At 57.6% G+C, this 18,762-nt stretch carries 15 protein-coding genes; all 15 read left to right on the top strand.

From position 1 onward, the window contains the following. Positions 1-6: 6 nt before the first annotated feature. Positions 7-942, top strand: coding sequence for a lysylphosphatidylglycerol synthase transmembrane domain-containing protein (locus RDU76_07665; GenBank protein MDQ7798801.1), 936 nt, complete (start codon positions 7-9; stop codon positions 940-942). A gap of 175 nt (positions 943-1,117) precedes the next feature. Continuing rightward, on the top strand, positions 1,118-3,343 hold the full coding sequence (locus tag RDU76_07660; GenBank protein ID MDQ7798800.1) for a YfhO family protein: 2,226 nt from the start codon (positions 1,118-1,120) through the stop codon (positions 3,341-3,343). Beyond that, positions 3,340-4,053, top strand: coding sequence for a polyprenol monophosphomannose synthase (locus tag RDU76_07655; protein ID MDQ7798799.1), 714 nt, complete (start codon positions 3,340-3,342; stop codon positions 4,051-4,053). The genes RDU76_07660 and RDU76_07655 overlap by 4 nt, the downstream gene beginning before the upstream one ends. 68 nt (positions 4,054-4,121) lie before the next feature. Beyond that, positions 4,122-4,961 carry a glycosyltransferase family 2 protein gene (locus RDU76_07650; protein MDQ7798798.1) on the top strand — a complete coding sequence of 280 codons (840 nt, stop codon included), beginning with the start codon at positions 4,122-4,124 and terminating at the stop codon, positions 4,959-4,961. 15 nt (positions 4,962-4,976) lie between these two features. Then, positions 4,977-7,094, top strand: a complete 2,118-nt coding sequence (locus tag RDU76_07645) for a SulP family inorganic anion transporter (GenBank protein MDQ7798797.1) — start codon at positions 4,977-4,979, stop codon at positions 7,092-7,094. 128 nt (positions 7,095-7,222) lie between these two features. Beyond that, a complete protein-coding gene (gene secA, locus RDU76_07640) occupies positions 7,223-10,285 on the top strand; it encodes a preprotein translocase subunit SecA (GenBank protein MDQ7798796.1) in 3,063 nt (1,020 codons plus the stop codon). Positions 10,286-10,534: 249 nt separating this feature from the next. Beyond that, positions 10,535-11,641 (top strand): hypothetical protein, encoded by a 1,107-nt coding sequence (locus RDU76_07635; protein MDQ7798795.1) that lies wholly within the window; start codon positions 10,535-10,537, stop codon positions 11,639-11,641. Between the two features lie 4 nt (positions 11,642-11,645). Continuing rightward, the gene (gene mutM, locus RDU76_07630) at positions 11,646-12,464 is read left to right on the top strand and encodes a bifunctional DNA-formamidopyrimidine glycosylase/DNA-(apurinic or apyrimidinic site) lyase (protein ID MDQ7798794.1); all 819 of its coding nucleotides are present in this window, start codon (positions 11,646-11,648) and stop codon (positions 12,462-12,464) included. A gap of 40 nt (positions 12,465-12,504) precedes the next feature. After that, entirely contained in the window at positions 12,505-12,990 is a 486-nt protein-coding gene (locus tag RDU76_07625; protein ID MDQ7798793.1) for a metallophosphoesterase, read from the top strand. A gap of 34 nt (positions 12,991-13,024) precedes the next feature. Next, the gene (gene larE / locus RDU76_07620) at positions 13,025-13,843 is read left to right on the top strand and encodes an ATP-dependent sacrificial sulfur transferase LarE (GenBank protein ID MDQ7798792.1); all 819 of its coding nucleotides are present in this window, start codon (positions 13,025-13,027) and stop codon (positions 13,841-13,843) included. Then, positions 13,824-14,570: a nickel pincer cofactor biosynthesis protein LarB gene (gene larB, locus RDU76_07615; protein ID MDQ7798791.1), complete on the top strand. Its 747-nt coding sequence runs from the start codon at positions 13,824-13,826 to the stop codon at positions 14,568-14,570. Before larE ends, larB begins: the two co-directional genes overlap by 20 nt. Further along, complete coding sequence (gene larC / locus RDU76_07610; protein MDQ7798790.1) at positions 14,567-15,736, top strand: nickel pincer cofactor biosynthesis protein LarC; 1,170 nt, start codon at positions 14,567-14,569, stop codon at positions 15,734-15,736. Before larB ends, larC begins: the two co-directional genes overlap by 4 nt. An 8-nt stretch (positions 15,737-15,744) precedes the next feature. Next, on the top strand, positions 15,745-16,650 hold the full coding sequence (locus RDU76_07605) for a YitT family protein (GenBank protein ID MDQ7798789.1): 906 nt from the start codon (positions 15,745-15,747) through the stop codon (positions 16,648-16,650). A gap of 65 nt (positions 16,651-16,715) precedes the next feature. Beyond that, positions 16,716-17,609: a GNAT family N-acetyltransferase gene (locus RDU76_07600; protein ID MDQ7798788.1), complete on the top strand. Its 894-nt coding sequence runs from the start codon at positions 16,716-16,718 to the stop codon at positions 17,607-17,609. 126 nt (positions 17,610-17,735) lie between these two features. Further along, positions 17,736-18,731, top strand: coding sequence for a tryptophan--tRNA ligase (gene trpS / locus RDU76_07595; GenBank protein MDQ7798787.1), 996 nt, complete (start codon positions 17,736-17,738; stop codon positions 18,729-18,731). Positions 18,732-18,762 lie beyond the last annotated feature (31 nt).

Here is an 18,762-nt window from a genome sequence, read left to right as displayed (position 1 = left end):
ACGGAAATGAGCAACAATATAAAGAAGATCATTAAGAATGTACTGGGAATAGCGATAATTCTGGGCATTGCCTTTTTTTTGACCAAGGTAATAGTGGTCAATTGGAATTCTTTGAAGCAGAGCCATTTGCAGTTGAATTACCGGATGTTGCTATTATCTTTGCTCCCTTTGTCCCTGTCTTTCTATCTGGGGATATCCGCCTGGAGAAACATTCTCAAAAGTCTGGGCCATGAAATAAAATGGACCAAAGCATTTTGGACCGTATCTGGCTCTCACCTGGCAAAATTCATCCCGGGACATGTCCTGGCCCTGGGAGGCAGGATCTGGCTTTGCCGCCGGGAAAAAATACCCGAATCAATCTCTGCCACCGGCATAATAATAGAAATGGTCGTTCAGCTGGCGGCATCCATTTTTGTCTTTTTCCTAAGCCTGTCATATTACAGGAGCCATCTTCCTCTGGTCATATTCTTGATAAGCGGGTTGATTTTTGTGCTGCTTATGGCTATAGTCCATCCCAAGGTACTGCCCCGGGTATGGAAGTATGTTCCCAAAATTGGGAGGTTGGCCCAACCCGATATTACATATAAATATCAAGGCATCTTTTCACTTTTATTTATTTACATTATTGCCTGGTCCCTCCAGGGAATAACTATATTCATTTTAACCAAATCACTTTATCCTGGAATAGGGACAAGCGGTTTGATGCCGGCTATCGGGGCTTACGGAGGGGCTTATGCCTTGGGCTTTGTGAGCATCATTACCCCCGGAGGGTTGGGTGTAAGGGAGGGGATATTAAGCTTTCTGCTTAAATTTTACATTCCGGCACCGGTGGCGGTCATAGTGGCAGTGCTTTCCCGACTTTGTTTCACATTATTTGATGTGCTGATGACATTATTTTCTTTGAAATTTAAAAATTCAGAGGCCAAAATTGAAGAGGATTAAAAAAACAACATCGGTTCTTATAAAAGACCAGGTGACGTTGGAAACGGGGAAGGATGTTTTTGCCAATAATAGACTGGTAATTGCAATCTACCTCATTCTGGGCCTGGTTGTGTTCAACAGATCTTTGTTTTCAGATTGCATGATATTCGGCTCGGATTTTGTTTCCGGCGCCTATATGACCTATAAATTCATCTTTGACAGCTTGAAAAACTACGGACAATTCCCATTGTGGTACCCTGGTCTTTACGGCGGGGCTCCGGTGGTTGACGCTGTGGTCTACGGACACTCATTTTACCCAATTTCCCTGATTTCCCAAAAAATGTTGGCACCGAATATCCTCAATGCCTGGTACTATTTCATCCATGTCTGCCTGGCCGGGTTCGGGACCTATCTATTCCTCCGCAATCTCAGGTTCTCCGGCACGGCCTCATTTTTGTCCGGCATCGCCTATATGTTCACCGGGGCCATGGTCAGCCTGATATATGCCGGGCATGACGGGAAGATAATCGTGTCCAGCCTGCTGCCCTGGCTGTTGCTTTTCATATACCGGGCAATAGAATCCGATGTCTGGAAAAAATGGCTGTTGTGGTCGCTGTGCTCGGCGCAGGTGATAGGATTGGCCCTGCTTTCCCCCCACGTCCAGATGACCTATTACCTGCTGATCACCGGGTTCTTCTTTGCCGTGGCCAGATTGTACTCCAGGCACCGGAACGGCCTGCCGTTTAAAAAAGTTTTATCATCCGGCCTGATCCGGGGCGCGATAATCCTTGGTTTTGGTTTTTCCCTGTATGCCGTGCAGGCCATCCCCCTGAACCATTACCTGAAATTCTCCCCCCGGGGACAGGACAAGGGATACCAATTCGCCACCTCATATTCCATGCCGCCGGAGGAGATAGTCAATATCGTCTGGCCGGAGTTCTCCGGCCTGATAGACAAGAACTCCGAACAGGGGCCCACCCATTGGTACTGGGGCAGAAGGGACCTCAAGCTTCATACCGAATTCCTCGGCGTCATTCCTTTCCTGCTGGCCCTGCTGGGATTGTTGTACAGCAGGAGAAAGAAACTTAAGATGTTCTTCCTGGGCCTGGGGGGCTTTGCCCTGATTGTTGCCTTTGGCGGATTCACTCCGCTGTATCATCTGATCTATTATCTTGTACCGGGCATGGCCAAATTCCGCAGTCCGGCCATGATATTCAATGTATTTTCCTTTGCCACCGTGGTCCTGATGGCAATGGGCATTCAGTCCCTGATCAACGGGGAATATAAGGAGAAAATGCATAATGGGCTGTTGATCTCCCTGGGAATGGTGCTGCTTTTCGGCATCATCTTCTCTGTGGCCAAGGACGGAATGACCTCAATGCTCTCCGCATTTGCCGCCAAGGGATGGGGCGCGCAGGCCCTGTGGCAGGGCTTTCCCGAGATGGTACGGGGCTTCTGGATCGCCTACGCCTTCCTGGCTGCCGGAGCTGTCCTGACGGCACTGCTGGCCAGGAAACGACTGCCCTTCAGGTGGTGGTCAATTGCAATGGCTGTGCTGGTCTTCCTCGAGTTGTGGCGGGTCGATGCCAAATTCATCAAGATAGTGGCCGGCCCGGAGGAATATTTTGTCAAGGACGAGGTGGTCCGGACCCTGGAGAAAGACGCCGGCATCCACCGGACCTGGCCCCTGCAGGTCCACCAGCAGGGCAACTACCTGTCGCTGTTCGGGGTGCAGACGGTGGGGGGGGAGCATCCCAACCCCCTGAAACGGTACAGCGAGTTCGTGGGAACGGATCCCAAAAGGCTGCTGCCGGACTTCCGCAATCTCTTCCAGGCGCCGGCATTCCTCAACATCCTGAACGTAAAATACCTGCTGATGCAGCAGCCGGTGAACCACCCCAGCTTCGTGCTGGCCGATTCCTGCTATAACGGCCGGGTGAAGATATTCAAAAATCAGGCCGTCCTCCCCCGGGCCTGGATAGTGGGACGGTATGAAAATATAGCCCAGGGCGACGGCATCCTGGAAAGAATGAGGCAACCGGATTTCGATCCCTCCAAATCGGTCATATTGGAGGAGGATCCGGCTGATTTTATTCCCTCGGAAAATTTAGTGGGCCAGGTAACCATCGATTCCTACCAGCCCAATCAAGTGCTGCTGACCGCCGAGGCCGACCAGCCCGGCATCCTGGTCTTCAGCGACAATCATTACCCGGCCTGGCAGGCCTTCATCGACGGGTCTCCGGCCAGGGTTTTCCGGGCCAATTACACCTTCCGGGCGGTCCCGGTCCCGGCGGGAAGGCACCGGATTGAATTCAAATACCATTCGAAATATTTCATATTAGGGTTAACAATCAGCATAATTTCTGCTATAATGATCCTTTCCGGGATAACCGCATTGGCGATCATTGGGAGAAAGAAATGAATTGTCTGGTGATCATTCCGACCTACAACGAAAAGGGGAACATCACCCCGATCATCGAGCAGATATTGTCGATCGATCCGATCATCAGCGTGCTGATCATTGACGACAATTCGCCGGACGGCACCGGCCAGATCGTCGATGATATCGCGGCCCGAAACCCCAGGGTCCAGGCGATCCACCGGTCTGGAAAGATGGGCCTGGGCACCGCCTACGTCACCGGTTTCAGGTGGGCGCTGGAGCACAAATTCGACCTGATCTGCGAGATGGACGCCGACTTCTCCCATCCGCCCAAGACCCTGGCGGTGTTCCTGGAGAAGATCAAGGAATACGACCTGGTGATCGGCTCCCGCTACCTGAACGGGGTGAACGTGGTCAACTGGCCGCTCAAGAGGCTGCTGCTGTCCTATTTCGCCAACATATACGCCCGGATCATAACCGGGGTGCCGGTGCGGGACCTGACCAGCGGATTCAAATGCTACCGCCGGCGGGTGCTGGAGGCCATCAACCTGGACCGGATAAAATCCAACGGTTATGCCTTCCAGATAGAGATGCATTTCAACGCCTATTACAGGAAATTCAAGGTGGTGGAGGTGCCCATCATCTTCGAGGAGCGCAAGGTGGGACAATCCAAGATGTCCAAGAAGATCATCTACGAGGCGGCCTGGATGGTATGGCGCCTGCAGCTGATCCGCCTGCTGGGCCGCTTATAACCAGCACAGCTTTCAGACAATATTTTAGAGACGGAAACATTCGTCTCTATTTTCTTTAGGGATGAAAAATGACCGAACTGAGCGTGATAATAGTCAACCGGAACGTCCGGGAGCTGCTGAAACAGTGCCTGCAGTCGGTCCGCTCCGAGTGGCCCTGGCCGGACAAGGGGCTGGAACTGATCGTGGTGGACAACGCCTCCTGCGACGGCAGCGCTGAAACGATATCGGCCGATTTCCCCGGGGTCAAATTGATCAAGAACCCCGATAATCCCGGCTTTGGGCGGGCCTGCAACCAGGGGATGGCGGTATCCTCCGGGCGTTACCTGATGATCCTCAATCCCGATACGGTCATAAGAAAGGGCCTGTTTCAATCTTTGATAGAATTCATGGATCACACCCCGCAGGCGGGACTGGCCGGCCCAAAGGTGCTGAACCGGGACGGCAGCCTTCAGCCCACCTATCGCCGGTTCCCCACCTATGCCAACATCATCTTCGCCCGTAAATCGCCCCTATCCAAGATCCTGCCGGGCAATCCCGGCTCAAAAAAATATCTGCAGAAGGAAATAGCTTTGGACCGGCCCCGCCGGGTGGAAGCCCTGGGGGGGGTCTGCATAATTCTGAGACGGGAGATGCTTGAGGAGGTCGGCAAATTCGACGAAAACATCTTCATGTATCTGGAGGATACCGATCTTTGCTACCGGGCCCATCTGCAGGGCTGGGAGAGCTGGGTGGTGCCGCAGGCCGAGCTGGTCCATCACTGGGGCAAGAGCACCGAACAGGAAAAGCGAAAAATGGCCGAGGAGCATCGCCGATCGGTATATTATTATTTCGGTAAACATTATGATCCGTCCTTCATTCAGAGGGCATATTTGAAGGCCGGGCTGTCCATACATAAACTTTTTGATTAAGAAAGGCGTCATTCCATGAGGCTCCAGGCTTTGGCTAAAAAATTCGACCCGGCGGAATATTTCCGGGAATTCGATTTCAGGGATTATCTGCGTTTTGACTTTTCCAATTTCAAAGGGGACCTGGCCGGCGGCCTGACCTCGGCCATCGTGGCCCTGCCCCTGGCCCTGGGGTTCGGCATCCTGGCCACCAACGGTGATCCCAGCGGCGCGGTGGCCGGGCTATACGGCGCGGTGTTCACCGGGATATTCGCCTCGCTGTTCGGCGGCACCCCCCAGCAGATCACCGGGCCCACCGGCGGGATGACGGTGATCCTGACCCAGATCTTCGTGCAGTTCCACGACGTCAACGCCCTGCTGCTGGCCTGCCTGATAGCCGGGATCCTGCAGATAGCGATGGGGCTGTTCAAGCTGGGCAAGTTCGTCAGCTTCATCCCCCAGCCGGTGATCTCGGGCTTCACCAACGGCATCGCCATCCTGATATTCAGCCAGCAGCTGAAGACCTTTTTCAGCGCCCCGCTGGTGGCCCTGATCACCATAGCATTCATAATAATCGTTCCCTTGATCAACCGATCGCTTCCCAAACTGTTTCTGGGCCTGCTGTTCGGGTCATTGATCACCTTTTTCCTGGGGGACCGGATGGGGGCCTTTTTGTACAGCTTCGACTGGAAAAGCCTGGCTTTTATGAGATCGCCGGCCATCGGCATCGTCGGCAGCATTCCCAACGTCCTGCAGCTTCCCGCCTGGCCCAACGCCAGCTGGGCCAGCTGGCACCGGGCCATTCCGGCCGGGTTCGCCATCGCCATGCTGGGGTACCTGGAGACCCTGCTGGCCAGTGTGGTGGTGGACAGCGTCACCAACACCGAGCATAACAGCAACCGGGAGCTGGTGGGGCAGGGCATCGGCAATTCGGCAGCCGCCCTGTTCGGCGGGATAGCCGGCACCGGGGCCATAGTCCGGACCATGATCAACATCCGTTCCGGGGGAAAGACCAAGCTGTCCGGAGTGATCTGCGGGCTGATCCTGGTGGTGGTCATACTGTCCCTGGCTCCCATTGCCGCCAGGATACCGCTGGCGGCCCTCAGCGGGGTGCTGATGATGGCGGCCATCGGCATGTTCGAATGGGAGCCGATAAAAATACTGCCCAAGACACCGCTGGCCGATTCCCTGGTCTTCGTGACCACCATGCTGGTGACGGTCTTTGCCGACCTGATCTCGGCCGTTCTGATCGGCATGCTGATGGCCACCTTCCTGTTCATCAACCGGGTGAGCCAGCTGGGCATAATCCCGGCGTTGGAACGGGACCTGTCATCCATCTCCGAGGGGACCAAAAAGATCATGCAGCGGCACAAGATCTCGGTGTTCGGGATCGAGGGCCCGCTGTTCTTCGGTGCGGTCCGAAGCTTTTCCAAAGCGATCACCAATGCCATGCCGGACACCCTGATCCTGGACATGAAGGGGGTCTCCATAGTGGACGCCTCAGGGGCCCAGGCGGTGGAGAGCATCATCCAGAAAATGAGGGCCAGAAAAAAAAGGGTGCTGATATCCGGGATGCGCCCCGAGGTCAGGAAGATCCTGCATGAGCTGGAGATCATCCAGCACATCGGCTCCGACAGTTTTCCCGACGATCTGGACAAGGCTATCGACTACGCAGTCTCCCTGGCCGAGAATCGCCAGCCGAACCTGGCCGACTATCTGAAGAACGACCTGATAATGCTGGAGGCCGAGGCTTCGGACAAGAAACAGCTGTTCGAAATGGCGGTCGATCTGGCGGTCGACGAGGGCTATGTTTTCGACCGGGAGGCCTTCCTGGAAAGCCTGTGGCACCGGGAGCAGGATTCGCCCACCACCCTGGGGCAGGGGGTCGCCATACCGCATTCCCGGTCCGGGGCGGCCACCGACGAGGTGGTGGTGATATATATATCGCTCAAGAAGCCCATACCGGGATATGTCTGCGACGACGGCCAGCCGGTCAAGATCGTTCTGATGATCTCGGCCGGGGAGAATATTCAGGGGTATCTGAAAGTGCTGAAGCTGATCGGACAGGCCATGGGCAGGGAATCGGTCCGGCAGCAGCTGAAACAGGCCGGAACGCCGGGCCAGGTGATGAATGTCTTTCACAGCGCGATGGAGTAGGGTATCTTCCAAAAGAATAGGGGAACGGCCATGACGCCGTTCCCCTTCTTATTTGCTTGCAAAATAGGCAAAAGTATGTTAAATTTGCTTGGATAAGTGTTTAAATTTTAAGAATGTTATAAGAAATCATGTTTGGCCAGATACTGACAAAAATATTCGGCAGTAAATACCAGCGGGATGCCAAAAAACTCCAGCCCAGGATCGATGAGATCAACCGGTATTTCGAGGAATATAAAGATCTCTCGGAGTCCGAGCTCCAGGGCAAGACCGCCCAGTTCAAGGCCAGGATCGTCCAGGAACGCCAGCAGGGGCGGGACGACCAGGAAATATTGGACGAGCTTCTGCCCGAGGCCTTTGCCGTGGTCAAGGAGGCCTGCCGCCGCCATACGGGAAAAAGCTGGACGGTGGTGGGCATGGAGCTTCCCTGGGAGATGGTGCCCTTCGACGTCCAGCTGCTGGGGGGCATAGTCCTGCACCAGGGCAAGATCGCGGAGATGGCCACCGGGGAGGGCAAGACCCTGGTGGCCACCATGCCGGTCTACCTGAACGCCCTAAGCGGGCGCGGGGTGCACCTGGTGACGGTCAACAACTACCTGGCCCGGCGCGACAGCCAGTGGATGGGCCAGATCTACCGGTACCTGGGCCTGACGGTGGGCTGCCTGGATGACACCGAGCCCGGCACCCAGGAGCGCCGGGATGCCTACCAGTGCGACATCGTCTACGGCACCAACAACGAATTCGGCTTTGATTACCTGCGGGACAACATGGCTGGCAGCCTGGAGCAGTGCGTCCAGCGGGAGCATTATTACGCCATCATCGACGAGGTGGATTCCATCCTGGTCGACGAGGCCCGCACCCCGCTGATCATCTCCGGGCCGGTGGAGCACTCCACCCACCGCTATGACCAGCTGAAGCGGCCGGTGGAACGACTGGTGGAGAGCCAGATCCTGCTGGTCAACCGGATCACCGCCGAGGCCGAGAAACTGCTGGCCGAGGGCGAGGAGTACCAGGCCGGCATCAAGCTGCTGCAGGCCTACCGGGGCGGGCCCAAGAACAAGAAGCTCTCCAAGCTGCTGCAGGACGGCAAGAACAAGCGGCTGATGCAGGAGGTGGAGAACGACTACATCCGGGACAAGAAGATGTGGGAGCTGGACGAGCCGCTGTTCTACTCCATCGACGAGAAATCGCACGTGGTGGACCTGACCGAGAAGGGGCGCCAGACCATTTCCCCCAAGGAGCCGGAGCTGTTCATCATCCCCGACATGTCCGAGGAGATGCACCGGATCAACAGCGACGAATCATTGAGCGAGGCCCAGAAGGCCGAGGCCCGGATCAAGCTGGAGCTGACCTTCTCCGAGCGGTCGGAGAAGAACCAGAACATCGGACAGCTGCTGCGGGCCTATTCCCTGTTCGAGAAGGACGTGGAATACGTGGTCAGCGACGGCAAGGTGCTGATAGTGGACGAGTTCACCGGGAGGATCCTGGCGGGCCGTAGATATTCCGACGGCCTGCACCAGGCCATCGAGGCCAAGGAGAACGTGGCCATCGAGCGGGAGACCCAGACCCTGGCCACCGTCACCATCCAGAACTATTTCCGGATGTATGCCAAGCTGGCCGGCATGACCGGCACCGCCGAGACCGAGGCCTCGGAGTTCTTCGAGATATACAAGCTGGATGTGGCGGTGGTGCCCACCAACAAGCCCATCCGGCGCTCCGATTACGACGACGTGATCTACCGGACCAGGCGCGAAAAATACAATGCCGTCATCGACGAGATCGAGCAGATGCACCTGGCCGGCCGTCCGGTGCTGGTGGGCACGGTGTCGGTGGAGGTCTCGGAGACCCTCTCCCGGATGCTGGCCCGCAAGGGCATCGATCACAAGGTGCTCAACGCCAAGCACCACCAGAAAGAGGCCGAGATCGTCACCAATGCCGGGCAGCCCAAGGCGGTGACCATCGCCACCAACATGGCCGGGCGGGGCACCGACATCAAGCTGGGCCCGGGGGTGGTCAAGAGCCCGCACTGCCGGCTGGTCAGCGATGACGGCTCCCCGGATCAGTGTCCGCACTATGAGACGCTGAAATGCCGGGAGAAGGTCCCCTGCGGACTGCACATCATCGGCACCGAACGGCACGAATCGCGCCGCATAGACCGGCAGCTGAGGGGCCGGGCCGGGCGGCAGGGCGATCCCGGATCGTCCCGCTTCTTCCTGTCGCTGGAGGACGACCTGATGCGGCTGTTCGGATCGGAGCGCATCGCCGGGGTGATGGAGAAGCTGGGGGCCGAAGAGGGCGAGGTGCTCACCCATCCCCTGCTGACCCGCCAGATCGGCACCGCCCAGAAACGGGTGGAGGGCCACAATTTCGACATCCGCAAGCACCTGCTGGAATACGACGACATCATGAACCGGCAGCGCGAGGCCATCTACCAGATAAGGCACGAGGCCCTGACCGACGAGAATCTCCAGGACAAGATCGCCGAGATGATGGACCGGGTGGTGGATGCCATCCTGGCCGCCGATACCGATGAAAAGGAATATCCCGAGAACTGGAACTGGGGCGGCATCAAGGACGAACTGCGCCGGCATTTTCTGATGGACCTCTCGGTCTCCCAGGACCAGTATCACGGGATGACCATAGATTCGCTGGAGAAATACCTCAAAGAAGCGGTCCGGGAGAGATACCGGCAGAAGGAGGAAAGTCTGGGGTCCGAACTGATGAGGCGGATCGAGCACTTTGCCCTGCTGCAGACCATAGACGAGAAGTGGCGGGAGCATCTGAGCAACCTGGACGCCATCAAGGAGGGCATCGGCCTGAGGGCCTACGGGCAGAAGGATCCCCTGATAGAGTACAAGAAGGAAAGCTATATCATGTTCATGGAGCTGAATAATACCATCGATTCGGCCACCATCGAACTGCTGTTCAAGGCCCACCCGGTGAACGTGGCACCGCCCCAGTCAAGGCCGATGGCCATGACCGCCTTCAAGCCGGAATTGGCCGCGCCAACGGCGGCCGGGCCGATCGAGGACGGCAGCCAGGCCCCGGCCGCCCGGAGAATGATCCCCCGCGACGAGGAGGGCCGGCCCAAACAGGCTCCGGTGGTCAAGTCCGGCCCGGACGTGGGGCGCAACGATCCCTGCCCCTGCGGCAGCGGAAAGAAGTACAAAAAGTGCTGCGGAGTGGGGAAATAGGACACGGATTCGACGGATAATTGCAGATTCACACGGATGGATATTCAAGAGGATCTAAAGTTTTTATAAACGAGATACCAAATCGGCAAATTTTGAAAGGTTAGATATATGGTACCACCGGAAGACAAACAAAAGGATGCGGGGCAGTTTAACGCCTGGCTTACTAATCTTGCTCCTAAGCCCGTAGCTAGGCCCGGCGCTCCGGGTCAAGCCCCGGCCGCCAGGACTCCGATAGGAAAGCCTGCCGGCATGCCCAGCGCCGGCGGACTGCTGGGCGCCGGTCTGGACGACGAACTGGATGATATCTTCGGCAAGATCGTGACCGATGAGGGTCCGGCCCCGGCCGCTCCGCCGCCCCAGGCTCCGGCCATGCCCAGAGCAGCTCCGCCGCCACCGCCGCAGCAAATGGCGCCCCGGCCGCCGGCACCTCCGGTCGCCAATATACCGCAACCGCCGCCGCTGCAAATGGCCCCCCGGCCGCCAGCGCCTCCGGCCGCCAATATACCGCAACCGCCGCCGCAGCAAATGGCGCCCCGGCCGCCAGCGCCCCCGGCCGCCAGCGCACCGCAGCCACCGCCCAGGATGCCCATTCAGGAAGCGCCGGCCCCGCCTCCCCTGCAAGCGGCTCCCAGGCCTGCTGCTCCGCCGGTTCAGCCGGTTGTGCCAGCCGCCCCGGCTGCGGTGCAGTCTACCTATAAGCAGATCGAAGCCGCGGTCAACGAGGTCCGCCAGGAGATGCAGGACCAGATCGATCAGCTGGAGCTTAAGCACCACAGCGAGATCCAGGGCGCGGTGGCCCGGACCCGTTCCGAGATGCAGGTTCAAATCCAGCAGATGCAGGCCCAGCGCCAGAACGATGTCCAGAACGCCATGGCCCAGGGGCGGGTGGAGGTGCAGGCCAAGATCCAGGAGATCCAGCTCAAGTACCAGGACCAGCGGCAGAAATGGGAGAAGGTCCTCAAGGACCTGAGGGACCGCAACGAGGAACTGACCGCCAGGAACCACGAGCTTGAGGAGCAGATGTCTCAGCTTCGGGAGCGCCAGCGGACGCTGATCCAGGAGTACGCCGGGATGAACGCCCCGCAGGCCCATCCCCCGGCGCAGATGGCCCCCATCCAGATAGATGAGCCCGGGGGTCCGGAGATAGTGTTCCCCTCCGAAATGAGCCAGCCGGAAACCGGCATCCCCGAAATAAAGATCGAGCTGCCTGAGTCCATTGCCGGAGAACAGGAGTCGGCCGAGGCTGACCAGGCCATCAGGGCCAGGAACGAGAATACCCTCAGCGAGGCCGATGACCTGCTGGCCGAGCTGGATGCCCTGGAGAACGATATGAAGAACCTGGGCGAGGACAGCTGAGGCCATGCCGGAACTGCCGGAGGTTGAAACGGTCCGCCGGGACCTGACCCGGAGCCTTGCCGGAAAGCGGATCGAACGGGTGGATATACTCAACGCCAGCTCGCTGAAGGGCGCAACTCCCAAAGGGTTTCTTGGCGGGATCTCGGGGAGAAGTTTCATCCGGTTCGACCGGAGGGGCAAATATCTGATCCTTCATCTGGACACCGGGAAGGTTTTGGTGGTCCACCTGAAAATGACCGGAGTGCTGCAATACCAGCAAAAAGGTGATTCTCTGCCCAGGGCGGCCAGAATCATCTTTTACTTTAGCGGCGGCAGGAGATTGGTGTTCTCCGACCAGCGCAAATTCGGATCCATCGAACTGGCCCGCGATGCCGGCAGCATCCCGTCGCTTCAAAAGATGGGGCCGGAGCCGCTGGAGAAAGATTTCACTCCCGAAGCGTTGAAGGAGCGCCTGGGCGGGCGCAGGGGGCCGATCAAGCCTCTGCTGCTGGACCAGGCCATCATCGCCGGGCTGGGCAACATCTATGCCGCGGAGGCCCTGCATCGGGCGGGCATCGCTCCCCAGCGTCCGGCCAACCAGCTGAGCGGGCCGGAAATAAAAAAACTCCATCATGCCATCTTTCAGGTCCTCGGGGAAGCCATCGCCGCCCGGGGGAGCTCGGTGGACACCTACCGCGATGGGCAGGGCAAGAAGGGCTGGTTCCAGGTCAAGCACCGGGTCTATGGCAAGCAGGGGACCAAATGCCGTCGCTGCGGCGGGACCATCGTCAAGGAGATATTCCGGGGCCGGGGGACGTATTGGTGCCCCAAATGCCAGAGATAGTCAATAGATTATAGTGAATAGATAACAGGGGAAGAAAGCTATGAAGATTGGTCTGATCTCCGATACCCACGATAACCTGGAGGCCTGCCAGAAGGCCTGCGAAGCCTTCTTCGACGAGGACGTTAAGATTGTCCTTCACGCCGGGGATTTCGTGGCCCCCTTCATCGTCCCGGTCTTTGCCAAGGCCAGGCTCAAACTAATAGCAGTTTACGGCAACAACGACGGGGAGAAGATATATCTCAAGGAACGCTTCGAGGAGGCGGGATTCGAACTGCATAGCGGCCCTTACGAGTTGAAGATCGGCGACCGGAGCATCTGCATGATGCACGAGCCACGCTGCCTGGAGAGCCTGATCAAGGCCGGGACCTACGACCTGATCCTCTACGGGCACACTCATAAAGTTGACATCTTCGAAGAAGGGACCCTGGTGGTCAACCCCGGCGAGGCCTGCGGCTATCTTACCGGCAAGCCGACCTGCGCGGTGGTGGAGCTGGACGACATGAGCGGCCGGATCATAGAGCTATGATTTATAGCTTATCCGCAAATACTCAGAAAAGATCATGGGTCTAAAGGACAAAGAGAAAAAGTTGTCATTCTTGCTCAAGGGGTACGGCAGTGTTTTGGTGGCTTATTCCGGCGGGATAGACAGCACATTCCTGGCGGCGATGGCCAAGAAGGTCATGGGTGAAGACCATCTGGCGGTGACGGCGGTCTCAGCCATACGCTCCGAAGACGAAATAATGACCGCCATAACCATTGCCAGAAAATTCAAACTAAATTTCCTGGCCATTAAAACAGGTGAATTAAAGGACAGAATATTTATATCAAATCCCCCCGATAGGTGCTATCACTGCAAGAGCCTGCTTTGGCGGGAGATGAAAAAGATCGCTAAAACAAAAGGGATATCAGTTATCATTGAAGGCAGCACCGCGGACGATCTAAAGGAATATCGCCCCGGAAAGGCGGCTTCCGTCAAATACGGCATCAAAAGCCCGCTGGCCGAGGCCGGACTGACCAAAGCAGAGATCAGGGCTCTGTCAAAAAAAATGGGCCTGCCCAACTGGAATGCCTCGTCGAATTCCTGCCTGGCCACCCGAATTCCCTATGGCCGGACAATAAAAGTTCCAGAACTTAGAAGGATCGGAAGTTCAGAGGCTTTTCTAAAGAAATTAGGTTTCAGCGATCTGCGGGTTAGACATCACGGAGATCTGGCCCGGATCGAGATCCCGGAGGTGCAATTCAATAAAGCGCTTAAATTAAAAAATAAAATCCTTGAATCCTTGCGTGAGGCAGGATATAAATTCGTGACCCTCGATCTGGCCGGTTATCAAAAGGGGTGTTACGATGACGGAAAGAAAAATGCAAAAAGAAAAACTTAACGAGTTGCTGCGAAAGTACAAGGCCGGAAAAATCTCCGAACCGGAGGTGCTGAAAACGCTGGCGGCCCTGCCCTACCAGGATATCGGCATCGCCAACATCGACACCCACCGGACCCTGCGCCGGGGGCTGCCGGAGGTGATATTCTGCCAGGGCAAGACCCCGGCTCAGGCGGCCCTGATCTTCCGGAAGATGCAGGGGCTGGTGATGGCCACCAGGGCCGATACAGCGCATTTCAAAGCGGTCAAAAAGCTGTGCCCCGGCGCGGTCTATCATCCCCAGGCCAGGATCATCACCAATGCCAGGGTCAAGAACAAAAAGAGCGGCGACTATGCCGCGGTCATCACCGCCGGGACCTCGGACATACCGGTGGCCGAGGAGGCGGCCCTGACCGCCGAGATCTTCGGGTTCCGGATGGTCAGGATGTGGGATGTGGGGGTGGCCGGGCTTCACCGCCTATTGGATAAGATCGATATACTGCGGGAGGCCAAGGTGATAGTCGCCGTGGCGGGAATGGAGGGCGCCCTGCCCAGCGTGGTGGGCGGCCTGGTGGCCTGCCCGGTGATCGCGGTGCCCACCAGCGTGGGCTACGGGGCCAGCTTCGGAGGGATCACCGCCCTGCTGGCCATGCTCAACAGCTGTTCGCCGGGGGTGTCGGTGGTCAACATCGACAACGGCTTCGGGGCCGGATACCTGGCGGCCACCATCCTGAAAGGCGGCAAGAAATGAAAACGATATTCTTCGACTGCCCCACCGGGGTCTCGGGCAACATGATCCTGGCGGCATTGATCGACGCCGGAGCCGGCAGGAATAAGATCCTCCGGGAACTGAAAAAGATCCCGGTCTCCGGCTGGGATATCCGGCTCAAACAGGTGGCCAAACAGGGGGTGGGCGGACTTCATCTGGAGGTAAGATACCGGGAACAGCCGGAGCGCAACCTTTCCCAGATCACCGCCCTGATCAAAAAAGCAAAGTTCAAACCGACGGTCGAAAAGCGGATCATCGAAGCCTTCACCACATTGGCCCGGGCCGAGGCCGGGGTGCACCGGACCGCGGTCGATAAGATACACTTCCATGAAGTGGGGGCCATCGACAGCATCATCGACATCGCCGGGACCATGCTGGCCCTGGACGATCTGGACATTGAAAAAATATATTGCTCTCCGCTCAACATAGGGAAGGGGACGGTCAAATGCCGCCACGGCCTCCTGCCGGTGCCGGCCCCGGCCACCGCTCTGCTGTTGAAGAAGGCCAAAATATACCAGAACGAACTGTCCGGCGAACTGACCACCCCCACCGGCGCACTTTTGATGACATATCTGGCCGATTCCTTCGGGCCGATGCCCCCGATGTCACTGACAGCAGTCGGCCAAGGGGCCGGCACCATGGACCTGCCGGTGCCCAATATCCTGCGGGCGATGGTGGGGGAATCTTATGCCGAGGGCAAAGATCTGGAACAAATGGTGCTTCTGGAGACCAACATCGACGACATGAATCCCCAGATCTGCGGTTATGTGATGGATCTGCTTTTCCGGGCCGGGGCCGCCGACGTCTATTTTACGCCCATCCAGATGAAGAAGAACCGCCCGGCGGTGATGCTTTCGGCCCTGGTCGACCCGTCCCAGGAAAAGAAGGCGGTGGACATCATCATGCGGGAGACCACCACTTTGGGCCTCCGCCGGATGCCGCTTGACCGTTATGTCATTTCCCGGAAGGCGGTCAAGGTCAGGACGGAATACGGCATCATTGAGGGCAAGGTGGCGGAACTGCCGGGGGGAGAGAAAAAGTTCCAGCCGGAATACGATTCCTGCCTTTCGGCGGCCCATAAGTTTAAAGCGCCCCTGCGAAAAATATTCAGCGCCGCGATGGCGGCCTACCGGAAATCAGAAAAGTAAGATCTGCCATGGATATAAACATAAAACGGATAATAGTGAAGCCCCGGCTGCCCAAGGTCATCTGGGATTTCTTCATGATAACCCTGGGGGCGGCCTTCATGGCCCTGTCCTACGACCTGTTCCTGGTGCCGCACAAGATCGTGGCCGGCGGGGCGGCCGGACTGGCGTTGATCTTCCACTACCTGTTCAAACTGCCGGTGGGCACCATGATCTTCGTGATCAACATCCCGCTGTTCGTCTGGGGGCTGATGGAATTCGGCAAGAAGTTCGGGTTCCGCACCATCTATGCGGTGTTAATGACCTCGTTTCTGACGGACTTCCTTCAGGCCACCTTCCACCTGAAGGCCGCCACCCAGAACACCATTCTGGCCTCCATCTACGGGGCGGTGCTGCTGGGCGTGGGGCTGGGTCTGGCCTTCCGGCACCAGGCCACCACCGGCGGCTCGGACATCGTGGCCCAGATCCTGGCCAAGCACACCAACTTCACCCCGGGCATGGGGATCATGATGGTGGATTTCTTCATCATCGCCCTGGCCGGTCTGACCTTCCGGCAGGTGGACCTGGCCCTGCTGGGATTCACCACCCTGTATATCTCGGGCCGGATCCTGGATGTCATATTAGAAGGCCCTTCTTATAACAAGGCGGCCTATATCATCTCCGACCACTACGAACTGATCCGGGGCGAGGTGGTGCTGGGAATGGACCGGGGCGGCACCATGTGGGTGGGCAGGGGATTCTACAAGGGCACCGAGAGGACCATCCTGTTCTGCGTGGTCAGCCGCCGGGAGCTGGCCCAGCTCCGGGAGATCGTGAAGGCCCTGGATCCCAAGGCCTTCATGGTGGTGACCGACGCCAAGGAGGTGCTGGGGCACGGCTTCACGCCCTGGAGCAAGGTGGAAAGCGCCGGAGGCTGAGGATAAATAACCGCGAAGACGCAAAGTACGCAAAGAAAATTTACTTGGAAAGAGAGGGACATACCATGAAAAAGAAAAAATATTTCGAGATAAAGGACGTCCGGTTCCGCCAGGCCAAACCTTCGGACAAGGCCACGGTGCTGGACTTCTGCCAGAAGACCTTCGGGCGGTGGGGCGATTACATCCCCGAGGTGTGGGACCAGTGGATCAAGGACAGGAAAGGGATGTTCTTTGTGGCCGATCTGCACGGCACCGCCATCGGGCTGGGCAAGATCACCGAGCACCGGCCGGGCGAGCTGTGGCTGGAGGGGCTGCGGGTGGATCCCACCTTCCGGGGCCACGGCATCGGCCGGGCCATCCAGGATTTCACCTGGGTCAAGGCCCTGTCGTTCAAGCCCAAATACATCCGCTACGCCACCGGCTCCTACAACAAGATCTCCATCCACCTGGGAAAGTCCAAGGGCATGAAGATCGTCAACACCTACGACGAGATGTGGTGCAAGGCCCCCCAGGCCAACGAGACCAAGCTGGTCCCGGCCCGGCCGTCGGAGGCCGGTGAGATAATGGCCCTGCTGAAAAAAGACAGCCGCTACAAACTCTGGAAGGGATTCTATCTGGAGGGCTGGAAGGCCATGACCCTGGACGAAAGCTTGCTGCTGAGGCTGATAAAGGAGAAACGGGTCTATGTCTATTTCGACCGGCAGGGCCTGTCCGGGGTGACCATGCTGATCCAGTCCAAGGACAAGAAATACGTGACCTTCGGCAACACCGTGGCCCGGGACATAAAAACTCTGCAGTTGGTCCTAAAGGAGGCCCGCAAGCTGGCCGGGATGCTGGAGGGGCAGAAGCTGGAGATGGTGTTCCCGCGGAACCCCTGGTACAAGAAGGTGATCAAGGGCACCGGCTGGCGGCACGACCTGCCGATCTGGATGGTGCTGCTGGAGTGGAAAAAGAGATAGCATTACCACCCCTTGATCCCCTCCTTGATCAAGGAGGGGATGTGGGGAGGTCTATAAATGGATTCCCGACTTCTCGGGAATGACAAATAAGATAATAAATGTGGATAATATAAAGGACAGAATTAAATGAAAACAATATTGACCGGGGACCGGCCCACCGGCCCCCTGCACATAGGGCATTATTTCGGGTCATTGAAGGAACGGGTGGCCCTGCAGGAGCAGTATCGCACTTTCATCCTGATCGCCGATGCCCAGGCTTTGACCGACAATTTCGAAAACCCCCAAAAGGTGCACGATAACATCATCGAGGTTACTTTGGACTATCTGGCGGCGGGGATAGACCCGGAAAAGGCCACCATCGTCATCCAGTCCAAGATTCCGGCCATCGCCGACCTGACCATATTTTTCATGAACCTGGTGACGGTGGCCAGGGTGGGGCGTAACCCCACCGTCAAGGAGGAGATCAAGCAGAAGGGTTTCGGGGAATCCCTGCCGTTCGGCTTTTACGCCTATCCCGTCTCCCAGGCGGCCGATATCCTGGCCTTCAACGCCGACCTGGTGCCGGTGGGGGAAGATCAGGTGCCGATGATCGAGATGACCCGGGAGATCGCCCGCGATTTCAACCGGATATACGGGCCGGTGTTCGTGGAGCCGGAGGCCAAGGTGGGTTCCTTCGGGCGGATCAAGGGTTTTGACGGCAACGCCAAGATGAGCAAGTCGCTGAACAACGCCATAGACATCAAAGATACAGCAGATGAGACGGCCAAGAAGATCATGAGCGCCTACACCGACCCCGCCAAGGCCCGCAAGGACGATCCAGGTCACCCCGATGGCTGCATGGTCTACGCCTATCACCAGATATTCACCCCCGACCATGCCGTGATCAAAGAAGAGTGTTTGAAGGGCGGACGGGGCTGCGTGGTCTGCAAGAAGGAGCTGATCGCCAACATGAACGGCTATTTTGCCCCCATCCGGCAGAAGCGCCTAGAGCTGGGGAATGATTTGGGTTATGTGAAGGATGTCCTGCGGAAGGGGATCGTAAAGGGCCAGGAGGTTTCCGGCGAGGTGCTGGACCGGGCCAAGACCGCCATGAAGATAGATTATCGGGATATATTGGGGTAACGGTTCATTGGGTTTAAATTATTAGTGAAGG

The sequence above is a fragment of the Candidatus Edwardsbacteria bacterium genome (genome assembly GCA_031082425.1).
Taxonomy (GTDB): Bacteria; Edwardsbacteria; AC1; order AC1; family EtOH8; genus UBA2226.
This window is presented reverse-complemented; position numbering and strand designations above follow the sequence as displayed.